Raw genomic sequence first — 20,172 nt, 5'->3', positions numbered from 1 at the left:
CGCTTAAAAAGGATATCCTATCCCAAGATTAAAGATTAAGTTCTCTTTTCTCCAGGCTTTATCGCCGAAATTAAGGTCGTTAATGACCCATCTTTTCCCTTCAGGAAGGTATGGTTTCCGGATGGGAAAAGCGACGTCCAGGCGCAGGACAAAGAAGGAGGCATCTACCCTTAATCCCGCTCCTGTACCTACTGCGATTTCATCCATGAAACTATTGAATTTGAATTTTGCCCCCGGTCTTGTTGCATCATCTTTTCTTAACCAGATATTTCCGGCATCAGCGAATAAGGCGCCATAAAAAATACTGAAGAGCTTGAACCGGAGCTCTGTATTTAACATGATCTTGATGTCGCCACCCTGATCTCTGAAGCCCAGGGTATCCGGAACTTTGTAGCTTCCCGGACCAAGGATCCTGGCTCCAAATGCCCTGATGTCACTACTACCTCCGGCAAAGAACTGACGTACAAAAGGAAGGGAAGTACTGTTTCCATAAGTATAGCCATAACCCAGGTTAAACCTGCTTGCCCAGGTTACATTTTTATTCACCTTGTAATAATTTCTTATATCGCCTTCCAAACGGATAAACTGAGAGAGGGCGGTCCCGAATAAGGTTTTCTTTCCAAGATCATTTTTGGAAGTGACTAAACCAGCTAAATTTCCCGCCGTTTCCAGATCTCCTGAAAAGTAAATGTTGTTTCTGCGGCTGTTGTCTACCTGATCATTGTAGGTGAAATTATAGTTTAAGCCAATGATGTACTGAGGCTCTAACGAAGTCCTTAAAGCAGGATTTCTGGTCAATACAGTGTCGTTCTTTATATTTGATTGTACATAGTTAATCGATATTGGATTAAAGGTATGTTCTTTAAAAACACTTTCTTTCCAGTTGTACCCAAATTCTGCTTTGATGGCATTCAGGCTATAATCAATCCTGCTCAGGATCTGATATGAAGCCATAATGTTCGTTCTTGGAATAAAGGCATTCGTACTGTTGAATTTGAAAAAAGGAATCAGGAAGCGGGGAAAGCTCAGCTTTGCCTGGCCGGTTAGAGAATAAGAATTCCCTTGTTTCGATTGGCCCCCTTTGATTTGCGTTTCAAAACCACCACTGGCACTGACTTCCAGTTGCTCTGCCCCACGGAAGACATTCCTTGTCGTCTGTGTGATCTTTACCTCTGACCCAACAAAGTTATTCGACTTACTGGTTCCTGTGACCTGGAAGGATAAGGAGTTTTTCTTTAATGGGGTTAAGTAGAAGTCCACATTCAGTTGATTGTTTTTAAAGCTGTCTACCGGAATAAAATCGGCCTTTACGAACTTGAAAGTACCGATGTTGACCATCCTGTTTAAAGACTGGTTATGGTCTCTTCTGTTGTACGTTTCTCCTTTATTGAAGAATACCAGTCGGTCGAATACCCCGAGTTTAAACGTATTCTTAGGATCCAGGATTTTAAAATCCTTGTACAATATTGGTTTGCTCGCTTTAATGCTCGAATCGCCCCTTAAATTGTAATTCGGATAAATCGTAATATTATTGATCGTGTATGGTTTTTTTGAAACATCAGGCGTGCTTTCTTTAACTTTTACAAAGAGATTGACCATGTTTTTTCCAATCGTGCTGTCTGCCTGTATCAATAGAAAATCCGGACTAAAGTAAAAATAACCAGCTTCTTTAAGGTCGTTGTCAATTCTGATCCGTTCATTTTTGATGGTTTCGAAATCATAAAAATCGCCTGCTTTCAAGAGGGATTTAGAAGAATTATTATTGATGTTGGCCGCGATTCCTGTGCTGTCTTTGGGAAAGCTGACTTTATTTATTTTATACCTCGTACCCGTCTGAGCAGTATAAATGGCCTTCACCTTTTTGTTCTTAATAACGGTATCACCAGTCACTTCTGCCTGTAAATAACCTATAGTGCTAAGGTAACTTCTCAGTACATCATTGTTATATTTCAATTTCACCTGACTTCCCAATACCGGTGGCTGGCCCCATTTGTTGCGTAACCAGTGGCGGAACCCTTTTTCTTTCGTAGGCTCACCCGCTAAGTTATAAAAGAACAGCTTGTACTTAAAACCCAGAACGGAACTATTGGGAAGCGGTCTGGTCTTGCTTTCCAAAACCCCTTTGATTCCTTTTTCGTCCTTGATTTTTCCGGTAGAATCCGGATTGATTTTCACCGAAGCACCTACATACAGATTTTCTCCTTCAGGCAAGTGTTTGGTCGTACTGCAGGCAGCGACCATCAAACACGAAATCATAAATAATATAGGTTTAATTCGCTTTCTCATCTTTGGGCTTCTGTTCTGTTTTTTTCTTTTTGTTGTCTCTATCTTTGAATTTTCTGAAGATCTCTCTGAACCTGTTGTAATCTACCACCAGGGCAAAACCAAGACCTGTTTCTATGATCTGGCCTTCGATGATTCCTTCCGTTTGATTTCTTCTGTATGCTCTTAAGCGGTAACGTCCGTCTTTTGATAACAAGTACTCTATGTTGACATTTCCGGCAATGTTATTACTGCTTTGGTTGGCTTGCTTTGGCCCTTCCAATCCGAAAGAGCTACCCACAGTTACCGTTAACCTGTCGTCCAATAGTTTTTTAGACAAACCGATTTCCAGGTCGGTTTTGTTTGCCATTTTTCCGGTAGAATAATCTTCCGAAGAATTCAGTCCGAAGTTGATGTCTACCCCTTTGATCAGGTCTGAGGCCAGGTTGTTCATTTGTTGGGCAAGCAGTCTTGTGGCACTGGAGCGCGCAAACGATTCCGCAATGTTATTGCCTCCGGTGGCCAGACTCTGGAATGGATTGTCTGCAATAAAACGACCTAAGGCGAGCAATGCAAAGACCTGTTTGTTCAATTCGCTTTCATTTGCATTTACCTGCTGTAATTTTGTTTCTACGGCTCCACCAATGGCATTTTTCTCATTTTCCGGTAGTGCAATCCGGAACGCAATGATGGGTTTCATCAGTTCTCCGGTAATGTCAAGGTATACCTGGAACGGGAATTTTTGGTTGGCCTGATTTTTTTGCAATTGCTGATCCTGCACCTGGTCGGCGATAAGGTCTATGGCAGGTGCGTTCACCTCACGGACTGCGGTGATGTTCACATTTGCTGAAGTTGGTTCTCCTGTCCAGATAATGCTGCTTCCCTGCTGGATCTTGAAGTCCATTTTTTTAGGACCAACGCTCAGGTTATAGGCACCATCAGACAACAGGTATCTTCCTGTTAAACTCATTTTTCCACTCGGATCCATGGTCGCGTTCAGACTGCCTTCTCCTCTTACTTTTAGCTGATCTCCGGTAGTCGCATCGACCACAACGGTAAATTCGGCTTCTTTATCCAGATCGATGTCTGCACTCAGGTTAAACCCTTTAAAAGCAGATTTAGGAATACTATCGGTATGAATTGCTTTCTTACCATTAAATGGTGGGGCATCTTCATCAATAAATTCGACGATTCCTTCCTGGTCTACGATGGTGGGATCGGAGTCTACCATTGCAAAGAAGAACTTTGTGCCTTTGTTTACCTGGAGGTTCATATTGATGTCCGGCTGGTTCATGTCGCCCCTGATTTTAAAGGAACGGGTGGAGACGAAGACCTTTCCATAGATCATTTCATTGTCTTTGGCTGTGGAGTTCATCAACCTGAAATTATTGGCCGAAACATCCAGGCCGAAGCGGAAGTCCTGGTAATTTGTGGTGTATACCATCCCATCTACCTTTAAAGGTTGTCCGATGGAATCGAGAATGGTGAAATCATCAAACTTAACCCCTTCATTTGTGAAGCTGATGGTTTCATTCTGCATCTTGAAATATGAATTTACATAAGTCGCCGTGAATGCAGCCTGTTTGAAATTGACATCCCCTAATATTTTAGGTGCAGTAAGCTCACCTTTTACAGACAACTGTCCCGTAATTGTTCCTGAACCATTTTTAATCTGTCCCATAGAAACACTTTCCAGGCTCTTCAGGTCAATCTTGTCGATGTTCAAAGTAAGGTCCAATGCGCTTTTAGGAGCGGTATAGTAGAACCCATTTACGCGGAGCTCATGGACCCCCGTTAAGGCAATGTTTGTTTCAAAAGCGTTTTCTGTATTGTTGTTTACTGCAATCCTCAAAGTGCCGAGTTGATCCTTCTGGTAACGCAGTTGATCTATCGTCAGGTTGGCTTCAAATTTAGGTGTTCCTGTAAGATCCTTGGCGTCTACAGTTCCATTGATGGAACCGCCAACAAGAGAACTGTCCTGCTCTGCAAATTTGGTCAGGGTTTCTATTCTGAAATCCTTGAACAGCACTTTTAACGGAGAATTGGGCTCATTGCTTACACTGTTGATGCTCAATAACTGCTTATCCCTGCTCAGGTCAAAACTTCTGGCAGAGATGCCCGACTGTCCAAATTGAATATAGTTGTCTGCAGATATGGCCCATTTCTGGTAATCCAATATCAGTTTCTGAGGATCAAAGCTAAAACGGAAATCCTTATTGATCGACTGGAAATTTCCTCCAAGCAGGTATTTGTCTTTTAGCTTACTGTCTCTTAAAAAGATATTGACCCCTAAATTATTGTTGGCTGCAGCGCCACTGATTTCTGTATTGAATAGATTGATGGAAGGGCTTTGCATGCTTTTTACCGTCAACTTGTAATTCAGTTTCTGGTCGTTGTTATCGATGCTCAACTTGGTGCTGTCCACTTTGTAACTTCCATAGACCACTTGCGGAACCCATGCTTTCATCGTTAAGCTGTCTTTCTTCGTGTCCAGTAATCCATAGATCATGGAAGGGGAGAAGGTTGTTAGCTGAGGGACAAAGTTTTGAATGAATTTAGGGTTATAGATCCTCGCAAAGAAGCGGAAGCGCTGATCCGGAATTCTTTTAACCTCTCCAAACTGGTAATATTTATTGATCTGATTGGTCACTGCTGTCGCCAGATTGGTCAGCTGGTACTGTCCGTCAATCCTGGCCCTCATGAGTTCTGATTTTAAGGTCAGTAAGCTCCTTTCGGCACTGGTTTCTGCATGTAGGTTAATGGTGTCCACATTGAAACGTTGTCCGTCTTTAACCACTTGTAGGCCCCTGATGAAGACATCACCGTTCAGGTAGTCCACATCGGCAGTGCTCAGGTTCGCATCTACTGTTCCTGCCAGTTTAAACTCTGTCGGACTGAAATTTAATTTCCTTAAATCTACCTGGCCCAAATCCATTTTGGCTTTTACTGCCGGGTATTTACCGGCAATGTTTACTGCTGCGGTTAAGTTAAAATTGGCATTGCTATCTGCCATATTACTTTTCAGGTCTAGTTTCTGTTGAGCATAGGTACCGTTTAGCTTTAAATTCTTATACGTGTATTTGTTGTAGTAGGCGCTGATTACCTCGGCATTGAACTTTACTGCTGCTTTTTTAGCATCCAGTCCGGTTCCGTTTACCGTTGCTTTGGCCGTTATCCTACCCAGTTGCGCCTGTTGTTTCAATAACCGGCCTACATTGAAGTTGTTCAGGTTGAGGTCTGCAGTATAACTTTCCTTTCCTTTCGGTCCTTTCATACTGGCAAGAAGCTTTGCCGCTCCCATGTCTGTGTTGATGTTAAAGCCTGTTTTGAAATTGGTCAGGGAGCCCGTGAACTTACCGTTTGCCTGAATCGCGTTTGGCAATTCTATATTTGTTGGCAATGACTTTTTAGGGATCAGGACCAACAGGTCCTTTTTCGTTAAGGCGAATTTCTTAATGTTCAGGTCCAGGAACAACTTGTTCATATCCGGGAGTCCTTTGGCAGTTCCACTGATGTCTATATTGGTGCTTTTCAGTCCGGAAATCTGTAGACGGGGGATGGAAAGGTTATTTAAGTAACCATTCACATTCGCATTAACCTTAATTTTTTCATTTCTGTATTCCGGAGGAACAGCATCACTGAAATAGGCTGCATCTTTAAGGCCAATGGTAGAGTTTTTGAACAGCATGTTCATTTTTACACGCTCCGGATGTTTCGTCAGGTCCTCCATGGAGGTGTAATTCAGTTCCGTAGCATTCTCTATAGCGGTGTTCGGTGTCTTTAGCAAGAAGTTTTTTACTTTTATGGCCTTGTCAGAATAAAGGACATCGCCCTGCAGTTTCAATAACTGGAAACCACTTTTCTCTGTTAACATTCCTTCTTTGACTTTCACTTTGATACTGCCATCCGCAGCATAGCCCAATTCTTCGGCAACAAGTCCGAGGTTTTTTATTTTTAAATGGTTAAAATCCATTCCTTTGCCCGGTTTAGCCGACATATTGTCGAACTGTACGTTGTTTTTAGACAGGTTCAATTTACCCAGGAGCAAAGAGATCGGGGCAGAGGCCGATGCGGGATCTGTTTTTGCCGTTGTTTTGGCAGCTGGCGCAGGTTTGAATGCAAAGAGGACATCTGAGTTGTTTAAAGTCGCCTCATCTACCTGATATTTGCTCTTGTTCAGATCGGCGATCAACTTGCTGATCGCAAACTCTTTCAGGTCTACATTTGCCTTCATCTGACTGGCAGCAGCCGTATAGCTGACCTTTGAATTGTTAATTTTCGCCGTTTCTACTTTATAATTGTTGCTGGTCAGGTCTGCAATAAGTTTATTGATCAGCAGTTCGTTCAGGTTTACATTGGCACTCATTTTAGAGAGCTGATCGTCAAAACTGATGTTGATGTTGTTGAAAGCAAAATCCCCGACCTCCACAAAAGGAAGTTTTCCTGATGCTGTTTTGGCCGTATCAATGCTTTTTTCCAGGTGTTCTTTTAACTGGGGTAGCGGCTTGGTCTGGAAGTATTTCAGGTTGGAATTTTTGAGGCTAAGTGTTTTGATTACATAGCGCTGATGATCCAGGTCAAAATCTTTGATGTTTGTTTTGAACTCACCCAGGCTTAGTTTTACGTCATTTCCTGCCACATCATCGCGGTAAACAATTCCGATGTCCTCCAGGCTGATCTTGCTAACGGAGAACTTGAGCGTCGAAGTGGTATCTTTCTGCACCTGATCTTCCGGTTTTTTCTCTTCAGACATAAAAGCGTCTACTAAAAAGGAGAAGTTAAAGGTGGTATCCGGGTTAATACGGGTCACATTGGCCCTGATTTTTTGCAGGGAGATGTTATTGATTTCGACTTTCTTGCTCAGTAATTTGAGCAAGCTGATGTCTACGGCCAGCTTTTGTGCATACAACAAAGTATCTCCTTTTTTATCTTCCAGGTAAAACTTGTTGAGGACTACATCTTTTGGAAAAGCGATATGGATGCTCTCCAGGCGAACCTCTGTATGGGTTTTATTTTTCAGGTAGCCGATGGCCTTATCCTTTACGAAGTTTTGGACGGCAGGAATATTTAGGGAAAGTGCGATAAGGACAACGAGCATAATGATGCTGGCGATAATCCAAAGTACAACTTTAAGACTTTTACGTATATATTTATTCAATTTACTTTAATTGAGAGTTTCTAGCCGTTATTAACCAAAATCATGCCACCGGAGGCCTTTTTAGGGTTATTATAGTATATCTACAATCAATATAATAAAATTGTTTAGAAGAAGGGATTAAAATTTCATGTTCCTGAAATATGGAAAAATTGTATGTTTAGACTATGAATGAGAGAAATTTTAGTATCAGCTACCAGTCATTTAATGGGCTGGAGGAGCTAAGTGAGAACGATAAAGCATTATGCTTAAAGGCAGAAGAGGCGCTAAACACTTCGTATTCGCCCTATTCCAGGTTTAAAGTAGGGACTGCAATTCAGTTAAAGGGAGGTAAAGTGGTGTTGGGAAGTAATCAGGAAAATGTGGCTTACCCTTCGGGATTATGTGCAGAAAGAGTTGCTTTATTTGCGATCGGTTCAGCAGATCCAAATGCGGTGATTGAAAGTATGGCAATTACGGCAAAAACTGATAACTTTGTCATCGAAAAACCGGTCACTTCCTGTGGTGCCTGTTTACAGGTCATGGCGGAAGTCGAACAGAAGCAAAAACAGGAAATAGAAGTCTTGTTCTATTGCCTCAACGGTGAAATTTTAAAAGTTAAGGGAATTAAGAACCTATTGCCATTCGTATTTACCGAATCGCGCCTGGTGGTATAATTCATTCCTGTAAAAAGAGGGTTCTTAACAAAGAACTGTTAGCAACTCGGTTCTTAAAATTTCGTTTTCAACCCTTATATTTACAACATCCAATCCTTTTTTGATGAGCGAAGAAATAGAAAACAACATAAACGAAGAAAGCAAACATACCGTAATTCCTATCAACGGCCTTTACGAAAACTGGTTCCTCGATTATGCTTCTTATGTCATTCTTGATCGGGCAGTACCACACTTAAATGATGGTTTAAAACCTGTTCAGCGACGCATTTTACACTCGCTGAAAGAGATGGATGACGGACGTTTTAATAAAGCCGCAAACGTTATTGGAAATACGATGAAGTATCACCCGCATGGGGATGCTTCTATCGGTGATGCAATGGTGCAGATTGGACAAAAAGACCTGCTGATCGATTGCCAGGGAAACTGGGGTGACCCGATTACCGGTGATAGTGCTGCTGCACCACGTTATATTGAAGCCCGGCTGTCGAAGTTTGCAAATGAAGTGGTCTTCAACGGAGATACGACGGTATGGCAATTGAGTTATGACGGCCGTAACAATGAACCGATCACTTTACCGGTGAAATTTCCTTTGCTCCTCGCACAAGGGGCCGAAGGTATTGCTGTAGGTCTGGCTACGAAAGTCATGCCTCACAATTTTATTGAATTGCTGGAAGCTTCGATCGAAGCTTTAAAAGGGCACCGCCCAAATATATTACCCGATTTCTTTACCGGAGGAATGGCAGACTTCTCTGCGTATAACGAAGGGATGCGCGGAGGTAAAATCAGGGTGAGGGCCAAGATTACAGAGAAAGACAAGAAAACACTGGTGATTACGGAAATTCCTTTCAGTACCACCACGGGATCTGTGATCGACAGCATCCTCTCTGCTAATGATAAGGGAAAGATCAAAATCAAGAAGATAGAAGACAATACCGCAGCACATGTGGAGATTGTGGTTCAGCTGGCTCCGGGAATTTCTCCTGATGTAACCATTGATGCCCTCTATGCTTTTACTTCATGCGAAGTTTCGATCTCCCCAAATACCTGTATCATTAAAGGAGATAAGCCTCATTTTATGAGTGTGAACGATATTCTGATCGAGAATACGCAAAACACCAAGGCTTTATTAAAACAGGAATTAGAAATTAAACTGCATGAACTTCAGGAGAAAATTTTCTTTAGCTCCCTGCTAAAGATCTTTATCCAGGAAGGGATGTATAAAAATGCAGAATACGAGAATTCAGGAAACTTTGATGTGGTTGTCGAAGTGCTGAATAAATTATTCGCGCCATTTATGCCACAGCTCTACCGGGAAATCCTTCCGGAAGATTTTAAAAAGCTGATCGATAAACCAATGAGCAGCATCACCCGCTTTGATGTGAAAAAGGCGGATGAGCAGATGAAATCATTGTCGGATGAGATTAAAATTGTTAAGAATCATTTGCGTCACCTGACGGAGTATGCGATTGCCTGGTTCCAGAAGTTGCTGGATAAATACAGCAAAGGCAGGGAGCGCAAAACAGAAATCCGTTTGTTCGACAGGGTGGAAGCATCGAAAGTTGCTTTGGCCAATGTGAAGTTATATATGAACCGCGAAGATGGTTTCATCGGAACCGGTTTACGTAAAGATGAGTTTATTGCCGATTGTTCTGATCTGGACGAAATCATCGTATTCAGGGAAGATGGTAAATGTATCATCACCAAGGTTGCCGACAAGAATTTTGTGGGTAAAGGAATTCTTCATGCCCAGGTATTTAAGAAAGGTGATGAGCGGACGATTTATAACCTGATTTATAAAGATGGGGCGAGTGGAATTTCTTATGTCAAGCGCTTTGCGGTTGTAGGGGTGACCCGTGATAAGGAATACGACCTGACCAAGGGAAGCAAAGGATCTAAACTTTTATACTTTACCGCAAACCCGAACGGCGAAGCAGAGATCGTAACGATCTTGCTGAAACCACATACGAAGTTAAAGAAACTCCAGTTCGACCTGGATTATGCAGACATTGCAATTAAAGGACGTGGTTCACAAGGAAACATTGTATCGAAATACCCGATAAAAAAGGTATTGCTGAAAAGCAAAGGTGTTTCTACCTTATCCGGATTAAAAATCTGGTATGATGACCTGCTTAGAAGACTGAATGTAGATGGCCGTGGTAAGTATCTCGGTGAATTTGATGGGGATGATAAGATCCTTCAGGTGCATAGAGATGGCTGGTACGAGTTGAGTACTTTCGAACTGAGCAACCATTTTGATGCGGATCTGATTTTAATTCAGAAATTTGATGCAGAAAAGCCCTTTGCGGTGGTTCAATATGAAGGAAAGGCTAAAAATCACTTTATCAAGCGTTTTGTTTTTGAAGCAATTGGTGTAGGGAAAAAGCTCAGCTTAATCTCGGAAGAGAACGGATCAAAATTCCTGCACCTGACGAGCAATCCTGAAGCCATGTTGAAGGTGGATGTGCTGAAAGGTAAAACACAGATTCCTGAGACACTGGAAATCTTACTGGCCGAATTTATTGATGTTAAAGGAATCCGCGCAAACGGAAACAGACTGACCCAACATGATGTTCAAAATATAGAGATCTTCAACCATGAGGAAGAAGAACTGATCGAAGAAGGTAAAGCCGTAGCCGAGGAGGAAGCCACAGACGATGGAGATTCAGAATCTGCGGGTACGCCTTCAGCAAACAGCGAATCTGCTCAGGGAACTGAGGATGCGGAGCCTGTTGAAGAAGAAGAAGATGTTGAGCCTGCCGATGTTCCGGAAATATCGGAAGAGGTACCGGAGGTAACTGAGGAAGATGCTTCGGAAGTAATTGAAGCGGAAATCCCGGAGCTCAGTGAAGAGGATCTTGTTGAGGAAAAAGAGGAGGAAGCAATTCCTGTGAAACCTGCAGCTAAAAAAACGAAGAAGGCCCTGGTTGAAGAGCCCGTTCCTGATGAAGCTGTTGTGGTAAGTCCGGTTGAAGAACCAGTAGCTGCGGAAGTTGCACCAGAGCCGCTTGCGGCAGAACCTGTTGTTCCGGAGGCGATTACTGCAGAACCGGTTGTTCCGGAGCCGGTGGTTAAAAAGAAACCTTTTACGGTGCCTAAAGCAGCAAAACCAGTAGCGGAAAAACCGGTAGCTGAGCCATCTGTTGAGGTGAAACCAGAAGAAAGTTTGCCGGTTGTACCAGCTCCTGTGACGGAAGGCCCTGCCATAGAAAAACCGGAAGCAAACACCGAAACAACACCTGTTGAAGAGAAACCCGCTGCTCCTGTAAAGCCTAAAAAGGCCTGGAATGATGCTAAGACAAAGGAGGATAAGCCGATACGAAAGATCACATTAGAGATCACAAATCCCGAGGATGTTGATATAGACGATAAAGGGCAATTGGGATTATTTTAATTTCCGATATCCATAAAAAAGCCGCCTTAACATAAGGCGGCTTTTTTAGTATAGAGGTTTTTCCTATTGATTGTCTACATTTTGTTTAAGTGCAGTACGGATGGTCGCAGGAATGCTCGCAAAGAAGTTGTAGCCAGTCGATGTTTCAATACTGTTTACCGAAGTTCGGTAAGTTTTCCAGTCGCTGTTAATGGTATTTGTATTTGGCGTATTGATGGCAATCACTCTTGTGGTACTGGTAATTCTGCTGATGTCATTATTTCCATTTGGCAATACCACGATGATTTTCCAGACATTGGATGGAACGGTCACATTACCATTGTTGATGGTATTGGTGATTCCGCCATTTGAGCCTGTACCACCTGTTCCGTAAGAACCTGCGATCACATAAACCTCATTGCCTGCACTTACCAGGCTCCGGGTATAGCTTTCCAGGCCTTCCCAGGTTTGCTGGTTGTTATTTGGTGCCTGAGGAATCATATTGGTCATTAAGAAAGTGGAAGAGTTCGCTGCGGTCGAAGAGGTTCTGTCGCCGGAAGGACAATTGTGTCCTCTGTCAAATCCTGATCCCGAATAACTGCTGTTTTGTACCTGATACCAACCTGAAGGTAAAGCAGAATCGGCCCTGAAATCATTGGTTCTTGGAGTGCTTCCAATATCCGACGACTTGATATGCCAGCTCACCCAGTTTGGTGTGCCTCTGTCGCGGTTATAAGAGATGGTATAATAGGTCTGATCCATCAGGTAATTATTTGGAGAGGTAATGTTTGCCACGGCACCATTTGGGTTGCCCAGCAGTAAATGGCTGTCATCTCCGGCGGTTCCTCCGCCTGGGTTTGTTCCGCCACCAGTACCTGTACTTACACTGATGTTGTCGATGTTAATCCGGTTGGTACCGCCCGAAACTTTACGTACCGACAAACGGAGATTACCGGCGCCGGTGATTTGAAAAGTAGCTGTTTGTAAAGTAGAGCTGCTGGTCGTAACGGTGCTGCCAACTTGTGTGTAGCTTGTGCCACCATTTGTGGAGATCCATAACTGCCAGGTGCTGGAGGCATCTGAGCCGTATTTGGCATGGTCAATTTTAACCGTTGTGCTGTCGCCTGCAGTGATGTTGAAGTTCATCGTCAGGGAACCTGTATTCCGGATTCTGGCCGACTGGCTTCCTGATTTTACATCCGCAGCACTATTGCCGATCAGGGCCTCGTCCAGGGTCCAGGAACCTGAGCCTAATGTCACGGAAGCTGAAGCGTAAGCGCCTTTGCTGCCGGTTTCAAGGCCTTCTGTTAACAATTGAGTGCTTTCTGTGCGTACAGCAGCGATGCCTGAAGTTTGCGGTTGTGCAGTTAGCTCTGGTTGAGCTTCTTTTTTACAGGAGGCCAGGACCAGGCATAGCATGCCCAGTACATAGCAATGTTTCATGAAATTTTTCATAGGGATAAAATGATGGTTTAAGATTCTATAGCATAAGTAGTGAGTGCAATACAGGTGTTGTCTGGTAAGAATGCGGTAATGATGATCGGAACTTTTACCCCGTCTTCAATCCGGGTTACCTGGATTCCGGAGAAATTACCTTTTAAAAAAGTATGAAGCTCCTGGAATTTGTTGGCATTGGCCAGCACAATGTCGTCGTTAGGATCTGCGCTTTTTAGGATTTTCTCAAAGAAGTCATCCGGCTTTACGCTGATTAGGGCTTCAGGAGCCGCGGTATTTAATTCTGCGATCTTTGCATTCAATTGTTCTTTTGGAAGCGCTCCGAGCTTCTCAATGACTAAGGGGGCCTCAGATTCACTCAGGTAGAAGAGTCCCTGAATCTTAGTCGACAGTTCTGGTAAAATTTGGTTTTCCATGGTAGATGGGGTTATTTTTTATTAAAGATAACCGCTAATTTCTAAGAAAGTACCTCCCTAAAAAAGGTAATGATTATTTCATGATTTTTTAACTGGAAACCGGCTCGGATCACCTTTTGAAAATTGTGGAGAGAGGGCGTTAAGAAGTGTTGTGGAGAAATGTGAAGGTCCTGATGGCTTCACATTTCTGAATTTAATGCTGTTTTTTAATCATTCCAAATGTCCTGATGTATGTACCATTCCCCATCTATGTATTTCCATACATACATATAATGCCCTTGTGCAACAGTTTCTCCCTCCCCGGCAAAGAGAAGATAATTGCCGGTTTCATAAGCGAAATTCCCTTCAATACGAATCTCTTTTGTCGAGAAATCGCCTTTATTGATGCCCTGATTGAATACTGCTCCGAAAAAATCACTGATCTTTTCCTTGCCTTGAACTGCAGGTTGTTTAGGTGGGTAAATGAGGGCATCTTCCGTATAAAGTTCAGACAATTGCGCATTGTTTTTCTCATTTACATATTGGTTAAACTGCTGATTTCTGAGGGCTACTTTTTCTTTCATTTCTTTAATTTTATTTGAAATGCTAAATTCGGCGCTATTAATTATAATGTCAATATGGGACAAAATTGTCCTATCCTCTGAGGAGCGGAAGGCGGATTTAATCGGCTTTCGCAGATGAAAGCACCATAAGAATACCTATGAAAAATAAGATTCGCGTAACCGATAATAAAATCTGTCCCCTGGAACATGCTGTAAATACCATCAGCGGGAAATGGAAGATTCCCATTGTCTGGCATTTGCAGCAGGGAAGGAGGCGGCCGAGTGACTTTTTCTATCATATTGCCGACATTAACCGCAGGGTCTTAAGCAGGCAGTTGAAGGAACTGGAAGAAAGCGGGCTCGTGACAAAAATCGTCGTTAAACTGAAGCCATTGGAAGTGGAGTATCACTTAACGGAAACAGGAGATCGTCTGGTTAAGGTATTATGGCAGTTGAACGCCTGGGGAGAGGTATTGCTGGAGAAGGAATAACGGTGCTGTTTTGATTTTTAAATAATTAGCGATAAATTTATTCAGGAACCAGTTAATCCCTGTTGATATAGAAAAATGAGGTACGAACAAATCCCTGCCCCGGCATATCTGAGCAACTATGTCCGCTATATCTGGACATTGGAGAGCGGGGCTATGAGCCACCAATTCAGGATAATTGCAGACGGTAGTCCTGGTTTAATTTTTCAAAACGGGCCGGCCGGATTATTTGAACAGAATAAAAAGGAGATGCCGAATGTCTTGTTATACGGGCAGTCCACAACCCATGCTGAAATCTCAATGGGAAAATCTACCATGATCGGCATTTGTTTTTTTCCTGGGGCATTGAAATCTATTTTTGATTTAAACGCAAATGAGCTAACGGACACCTGCATGGATCTGGATCTTTTTGCTACCCGACATGGTTATTATTTAAGAGAACAATTGCTGAATCTGGAAAGTGTATCCGATCAGATCAATATGCTCTGTACCTATCTTTTTGCCCAGATTCATAAAAATGACCGTAAACCGGACGGACATACGGATTATGTGTTATCGATGATGATCCGGTCTAAAGGAATGGTTTCCCTGAAGGTCCTGCAAAAAGAATTGAATGTGTCGGAGCGGAGCCTGGAAAGGAAGTTCAAACAGCATGTAGGGATATCTCCGAAAATGTTTTCCCGGATTTGCAGCTTTCAGGCTTCTTTGAATCAGCTGAAAAATAATGAATATGAAAAGCTCTCCGACATTGCTTACGAAAACGGCTATTCCGATCAATCTCATTTTATACGGACCTTCAAAGAATTTGCAGGTTTCTCGCCTTATCAATATCAAAAGCAACCGCATAATGTTGCGGATAACTTCCCTGAACTGGTAAAATAATGCCCTTGTCGGTTTTGTTCTATTTTTCCGATTGGAACAGGCTTAATATTGTCTGAAAAAAGACAGATATGAAATTACTTATTTTCGGATCAACAGGTGGTACAGGACGCCATATCCTGGAACAGGCACTTGAACAGGGACATACGGTAACCGCATTTGTGCGTAATCCATCAAAATTATCCCTCCAGCATCCAAATCTGAAAACCTATCAGGGAGATGTGATGAATGCTGAATCGCTGGCTCCGGCTATGGAGGGACAGGATGCGGTTTTATCGGCATTGGGCTCGCCGGCAAATAAAGTTGGGGTATTGCGTTCTCAGGGAACAAAGAACATCATCGAAGCGATGGAAAGCAGAGGTATCCGCCGGTTGATCTGCCAGACTTCCCTGGGCTATGGAGATAGTTTAAAGGTGCTGGAGAAGACCTCATTTGTTTTCAGGTACATTATTGTTCCTTTTGTACTCAGGAAAACATTTAAAGACCATGAGCTGCAGGAAAGCCATATTAAAAGAAGCAAGCTGGACTGGGTGATTGTCCGCCCGGGAAACCTAACCGATACCGCAAAAACCGGGGTATACCGACATGGCTTTGCGGCGACGGATAAAAGTATTCAGGTAGAGGTTTCCCGCGCTGATGTGGCCGACTTTATGTTAAAACAATTAAATGACCGGACTTATATACACCAGACTCCGGGGGTGTCTTATTAAATCAGAATTTCTATATGATCAGGTATCCATCTCTGTTACTCGCCCTGGCCACCATTACCACTGCTTTAATGGCGGGCTTGTTCTACGCTTTTTCTGTATCCATCAACCTTGCTTTTAGACATTTGCCGGATACGCAGTATATCCTGGCCATGCAGGAGATCAATAAAGCAATTGTAAATCCGCTGTTTCTCTTTGGGTTTTTAGGGAGCCCTTTATTTCTGAGCCTTGCTGCTCTGGCTTATCGCAAGCAACCCCGCTCTCCTAAATTTGCATGGATATTCGCTGCATTAGTGGTTTTTATTGTCGGGAGTTTTGGGGTAACTATTGTTGGAAATATCCCTTTGAACAAGCAACTGGAAGGATTTTCTTTACAGGGATCATCTGTTGAACAGGCTAAAGTGATGCGCGGTGTTTTTGCTGAATCCTGGAACAACTGGCATACGGTCAGGACCATTTGTTCGGTGTGCTCATTGGTATTATTGGTGATCGGCTGCCTAAGGAAGGATTAAAAGGCGCATGGTGGTGCTTCATGGGACTTTTGTTCTGCTTGAAATTCCTTTTGTCTTGTATCATTAATAAAATACAAGACAAAAGGAAAGCGCAGTTTTAATTTTGTCTGGACTGTTGCATTGGGTTTGGTCCGGCAGAAGCTCCTCTTGGGGATTGCTGTTGTTTAAACAATTCGAACCTTGATGGTTTTGCTTTTCTCGGCCATGAATTGTTATTTTCATTGATGTCGGCCGTTTCGCGATAGGGATCAAGTTGTACAGCAACCACTTCTTTATCTTTGGCAAAAACTTTAGTCACTTTGTTTTCGTCCTTTCTCCATATATAGGCCGGAATACGGTCTACTTCTTTGGTTCCATCGGCAAAAGTCCATTCAATAATGATTGGCATCACCAAACCTCCTTCATTCGAAAAATCAAGCTCATAGAAGTTTTTCTTACGCTCATATAGTTTCTTCTCGTCGGCAGATAAGGATGCGTAATACTTCTGGAATTGTTCGTCTGCAGTCTTGCTGACCTCAAAACGATTAAATTTATTGTAAAAATCCTGTAGTGTCGTATCCTGTTCTACCGCAAATTTTACGCCTTCGGCGCGGTTTCTTCCCCTGCTGATATTGTCGTTATTTTTCTCAAATGCCTTTTTATCTTCTTTTTTCTCTTCCGCCTGTTTCATGCTGTTCATGCGGTAATAGCGAACGTCGTTCAGGGCAATATCTACCGGATCAGTTCCAAAAAACCAACCTCTCCAAAACCAGTCAAGGTCTACGGCAGAAGCATCTTCCATCGTTCTGAACAGGTCTGCCGGTGTAGGGTGTTTAAATGCCCATCGCTTTGCATATTCTTTAAAGGCATAGTCGAATAACTCCCTGCCCATTACGGTTTCTCTCAGAATATTCAATGCCGTGGCAGGTTTTGCATAGGCATTCGGACCAAAATTGATGATGTTTTCTGAATTGGTCATGATCGGCTCCAGCTGATCTTTAGGCATTTTCATATAATCCACGATTTTATGTGCAGGACCGCGTTGTGAAGGGTAGTTGTTGTCCCATTCCTGCTCTGCCATATACTGGCAGAAGGTATTGAGTCCTTCATCCATCCATGACCATTGTCTTTCATCAGAGTTAACGATCATAGGAAAGAAATTATGTCCTACCTCATGGATGATCACACCGATCATTCCATATTTAATGGCCTCTGTATAGGTTCCATCTTTTTCCGCACGTCCATAGTTAAAACAGATCATCGGATACTCCATCCCGTTTGCAGCCTCCACAGAGATCGCTACCGGATAAGGGTAGGGGATGGTATGTTTTGAATATACTTTTAGGGTATGGGCAATTACTTTGGTCGAATACTTGTTGTATAAGGGATAAGCTTCAGGACCATAATAAGACATGGCCATGATCTTTTTTCCGTTGATGTGGGTTGCCATTGCATCCCATACCAGCCGGCGGGAAGAAACCCAGGCAAAATCCCTCACATTCTCAGCGGTGTAGGTCCAGGTCTTTTTTGCCGTTGATTTTTTCGTCATAGCCGATTTTACCTCCTCAAGATTGACAATCTCTACTGGTGATGTTGCCGTTTGAGCTGCATTCCATCTTTTCAGACTGCCACTATTTAACACTTGTGCATAGTTCTGACATTCGCCGGTTGCGCCAACTACATGGTCTGCCGGAACGGTCATGTTAACTTTATAATTGCCAAATACCAATGCAAATTCTCCCCTGCCTTCGAACTGTTTGTTCTGCCAGCCCTGAACATCAGAATAAACGGCCATTCTTGGGAACCATTGGGTGATGGTAAAGAGATAGTTGTCATCTTCAGCAAAGTATTCATAGCCCCCTCTGCCGCCTACGGTCATCCTGTTCGAAATCTTATAATCCCAGGAGATGTTCAGCTTGTATTTTCCTTTTGGCTGAAGTGTGGCGGGCAGGTCGATTCGCATCATGGTATTGTTGATCGTATAAGGGAGCGCTGTTCCTTTTTCGTCGGTTACCCTGATGATTTTTACACCAAGATCGTTTGCTTCTCCTATAATATTGGAAAGCGACTGATAATTCATCTGGTCGCTCATTTTACTGGTCTCGGTCAGCTTATTGTCGCTCGTTGCTTTGTGTTCATTTTCATCGAGCTGGACCCATAGGTAGCTCAATGGATCTGGCGAGTTGTTGTAATAGGTAATGGCTTCTGAACCGGTAAGACGGAGGTTCTTTTCGTCAAGCGTCGCATTGATTTCATAATCTGCCCTTTGTTGCCAGTATGCCGGACCAGGTGCACCGGAGGCCGACCGGTAAGAATTTGGATCTGAAATGATGGTTCCCAATTGCTCAAATTTATTTCCATGGTTAGAACCAGGGTTATTTAAATGTTGGGCATAGGTGTTTATGGTTAAAAAGAGCGCAGCAAATAGCAGTAAATTTCTTTTCATCGGAGGTAGGAATAGTATGTTGGTTTGGTTGGCTGCTTTTTTTACTCAGCAGATCAATTTAAGAAGGCGGCAGAAAAACGCTCGGCGGCCATAATAAATGATATACCAAATATAGCTGATGAGATGAAGAAATTCCAGTCCCATCGCTTTATTTTTACAATCCAGATAAGCAGAAAGGAAAGCAGGAGAATTCCAACTACAATAATCACCTGACCAACTTCCAGTCCTAAGTTGAAGGCGAGGAGCTCTACAACAATGCTGGTGCTTTTTCCGAGTAAGCTTTTCAGGTAGTTGGAAAAGCCCATTCCATGAATGAGTCCGAAAAATAAGGCAAGGAGATATTTGAAATTCGTACCCCGGTTTTTGGGTTTTTTGTTCAGGATATTGGCAGCGGCCGTAATCAGGATGGTTACAGGAATCAGAAATTCTATAAGTGGGGTATTGATGGTAATTACTTTGAAGACGCTCAATGCCAGCGTAATGCTATGGCCGACAGTGAAAGCGGTAACCAGGATCAGCACCCTCCTCCAGTCGCTGATGGCGTAGGTAACGCACAATACCACTACAAAAAGGATATGATCATATCCCTGCCAGTCTAAAATATGTTGCCAACCTAACTGGAAATAAAGCCAAAAATCTTGCATTGGGGTTTAAAATCGTAATTTTGAATTAATTATGCAAGCTTTTTTTTAATTTAAGGTCCTTTATAAGCAAGTATGTTACAACTTCTACTGATCTCCTTCCTTCATCTCTTTCATCCGTTTTATGTGAGTGTAACGGAAATTACGCAAAATCCGAAAACAAAAACGGTGCAGGTGAGTGTGCGTGTTTTCTTTGATGATTTTGAAAAGGCACTGGACCACAAGTATAAAGCGAAGCTAAACATTTTAAAACCGCTGGACCGGAAGAAGGTTGACCTGCTGATTGCAGATTATCTGCAAAAGCATTTACAGATCAAGGCCAATCAAAAACCTTTGCTGCTAAAGTATATTGGTTATGAGATTGAAGAAGATGCCGCCTGGTGTTATTTCGAAACAGAAAAATTAGGCACGATTAAAAACTTCGATATCCGGAATGATATTCTTTTTGATGAACATGATTCCCAGTCCAACATGGTTCATGTGACTTTGAACGGTCAAAGGAAAAGTACTAAACTGGACAACCCTAAAGCCGAAGCGAGGCTGACGTTTTAATACTTCTGAATACTTAGCCTATAATGGACGATTAGCTACCTTTAACATGTCTTCTGGAAGGTTTGTTCGTTGTATAGCATTACTCCCTGGACAGGGGTTGGCGAGGGGTTGG

Annotated in this window: 13 protein-coding genes and 1 pseudogene; 7 read left to right on the top strand and 7 right to left on the bottom strand. The window is 42.8% G+C overall.

Going from position 1 to position 20,172, the window contains the following annotated elements; all coding sequences use genetic code 11:
* Positions 1–3 precede the first annotated feature (3 nt).
* Both DBR43_RS32120 and DBR43_RS32115 read right to left on the bottom strand, forming a co-directional pair.
* The gene (locus DBR43_RS32120) at positions 4–2,256 is read right to left on the bottom strand and encodes a BamA/TamA family outer membrane protein (protein ID WP_233603304.1); all 2,253 of its coding nucleotides are present in this window, start codon (positions 2,254–2,256) and stop codon (positions 4–6) included.
* A gap of 13 nt (positions 2,257–2,269) precedes the next feature.
* Entirely contained in the window at positions 2,270–7,420 is a 5,151-nt protein-coding gene (locus tag DBR43_RS32115; protein WP_124587451.1) for a translocation/assembly module TamB domain-containing protein, read from the bottom strand.
* 164 nt (positions 7,421–7,584) lie between these two features.
* Between DBR43_RS32115 and DBR43_RS32110 the strand changes: the two genes are divergently transcribed.
* Together DBR43_RS32110 and DBR43_RS32105 are read left to right on the top strand one after the other, a co-directional pair.
* Positions 7,585–8,073 (top strand): cytidine deaminase, encoded by a 489-nt coding sequence (locus tag DBR43_RS32110; protein ID WP_124587450.1) that lies wholly within the window; start codon positions 7,585–7,587, stop codon positions 8,071–8,073.
* A 103-nt stretch (positions 8,074–8,176) separates the two neighbouring features.
* Positions 8,177–10,699: pseudogene (locus DBR43_RS32105) on the top strand (DNA gyrase/topoisomerase IV subunit A); the annotation flags it as partial.
* Between the two features lie 828 nt (positions 10,700–11,527).
* Here the strand turns inward: DBR43_RS32105 and DBR43_RS32100 are convergent.
* The 3 genes from DBR43_RS32100 to DBR43_RS32090 form a co-directional block, all read right to left on the bottom strand.
* Positions 11,528–12,898, bottom strand: coding sequence for a DNA/RNA non-specific endonuclease (locus tag DBR43_RS32100; protein WP_199757186.1), 1,371 nt, complete (start codon positions 12,896–12,898; stop codon positions 11,528–11,530).
* Positions 12,899–12,915: 17 nt separating this feature from the next.
* The gene (locus DBR43_RS32095) at positions 12,916–13,314 is read right to left on the bottom strand and encodes a nuclease A inhibitor family protein (protein ID WP_124587449.1); all 399 of its coding nucleotides are present in this window, start codon (positions 13,312–13,314) and stop codon (positions 12,916–12,918) included.
* Positions 13,315–13,520: 206 nt separating this feature from the next.
* Positions 13,521–13,877: a YybH family protein gene (locus DBR43_RS32090; protein ID WP_124587448.1), complete on the bottom strand. Its 357-nt coding sequence runs from the start codon at positions 13,875–13,877 to the stop codon at positions 13,521–13,523.
* 137 nt (positions 13,878–14,014) lie between these two features.
* On the opposite strand from DBR43_RS32090, the gene DBR43_RS32085 reads away from it, so the two are divergent.
* The 4 genes from DBR43_RS32085 to DBR43_RS32070 all read left to right on the top strand — a co-directional run bounded on the left by DBR43_RS32085 (position 14,015) and on the right by DBR43_RS32070 (position 16,442).
* Positions 14,015–14,347: a winged helix-turn-helix transcriptional regulator gene (locus DBR43_RS32085; protein WP_124587447.1), complete on the top strand. Its 333-nt coding sequence runs from the start codon at positions 14,015–14,017 to the stop codon at positions 14,345–14,347.
* A 75-nt stretch (positions 14,348–14,422) separates the two neighbouring features.
* The gene (locus tag DBR43_RS32080; protein WP_124587446.1) at positions 14,423–15,226 is read left to right on the top strand and encodes a helix-turn-helix domain-containing protein; all 804 of its coding nucleotides are present in this window, start codon (positions 14,423–14,425) and stop codon (positions 15,224–15,226) included.
* Positions 15,227–15,294: 68 nt separating this feature from the next.
* Complete coding sequence (locus tag DBR43_RS32075; RefSeq protein ID WP_124587445.1) at positions 15,295–15,933, top strand: NAD(P)-dependent oxidoreductase; 639 nt, start codon at positions 15,295–15,297, stop codon at positions 15,931–15,933.
* A 14-nt stretch (positions 15,934–15,947) separates the two neighbouring features.
* The gene (locus tag DBR43_RS32070) at positions 15,948–16,442 is read left to right on the top strand and encodes a DUF1772 domain-containing protein (RefSeq protein ID WP_124587444.1); all 495 of its coding nucleotides are present in this window, start codon (positions 15,948–15,950) and stop codon (positions 16,440–16,442) included.
* 97 nt (positions 16,443–16,539) lie between these two features.
* On the opposite strand, the gene DBR43_RS32065 is transcribed toward DBR43_RS32070, so the two are convergent.
* Positions 16,540–18,867: a M1 family metallopeptidase gene (locus tag DBR43_RS32065; RefSeq protein ID WP_124587443.1), complete on the bottom strand. Its 2,328-nt coding sequence runs from the start codon at positions 18,865–18,867 to the stop codon at positions 16,540–16,542.
* A 53-nt stretch (positions 18,868–18,920) separates the two neighbouring features.
* On the bottom strand, positions 18,921–19,511 hold the full coding sequence (locus tag DBR43_RS32060; protein WP_124587442.1) for a HupE/UreJ family protein: 591 nt from the start codon (positions 19,509–19,511) through the stop codon (positions 18,921–18,923).
* Positions 19,512–19,583: 72 nt separating this feature from the next.
* Here DBR43_RS32060 and DBR43_RS32055 point away from each other — a divergent pair, with 72 nt between their 5' ends.
* A complete protein-coding gene (locus tag DBR43_RS32055) occupies positions 19,584–20,060 on the top strand; it encodes a DUF6702 family protein (RefSeq protein WP_124587441.1) in 477 nt (158 codons plus the stop codon).
* The last annotated feature ends 112 nt before the right edge of the window (positions 20,061–20,172 follow it).

It is taken from the genome of Pedobacter sp. KBW06 (genome assembly GCF_003852525.1).
GTDB lineage: Bacteria > Bacteroidota > Bacteroidia > Sphingobacteriales > Sphingobacteriaceae > Pedobacter.
Note: the sequence above shows the minus strand (reverse complement) of the source record. Positions and strands in the feature narration are given on the sequence as shown.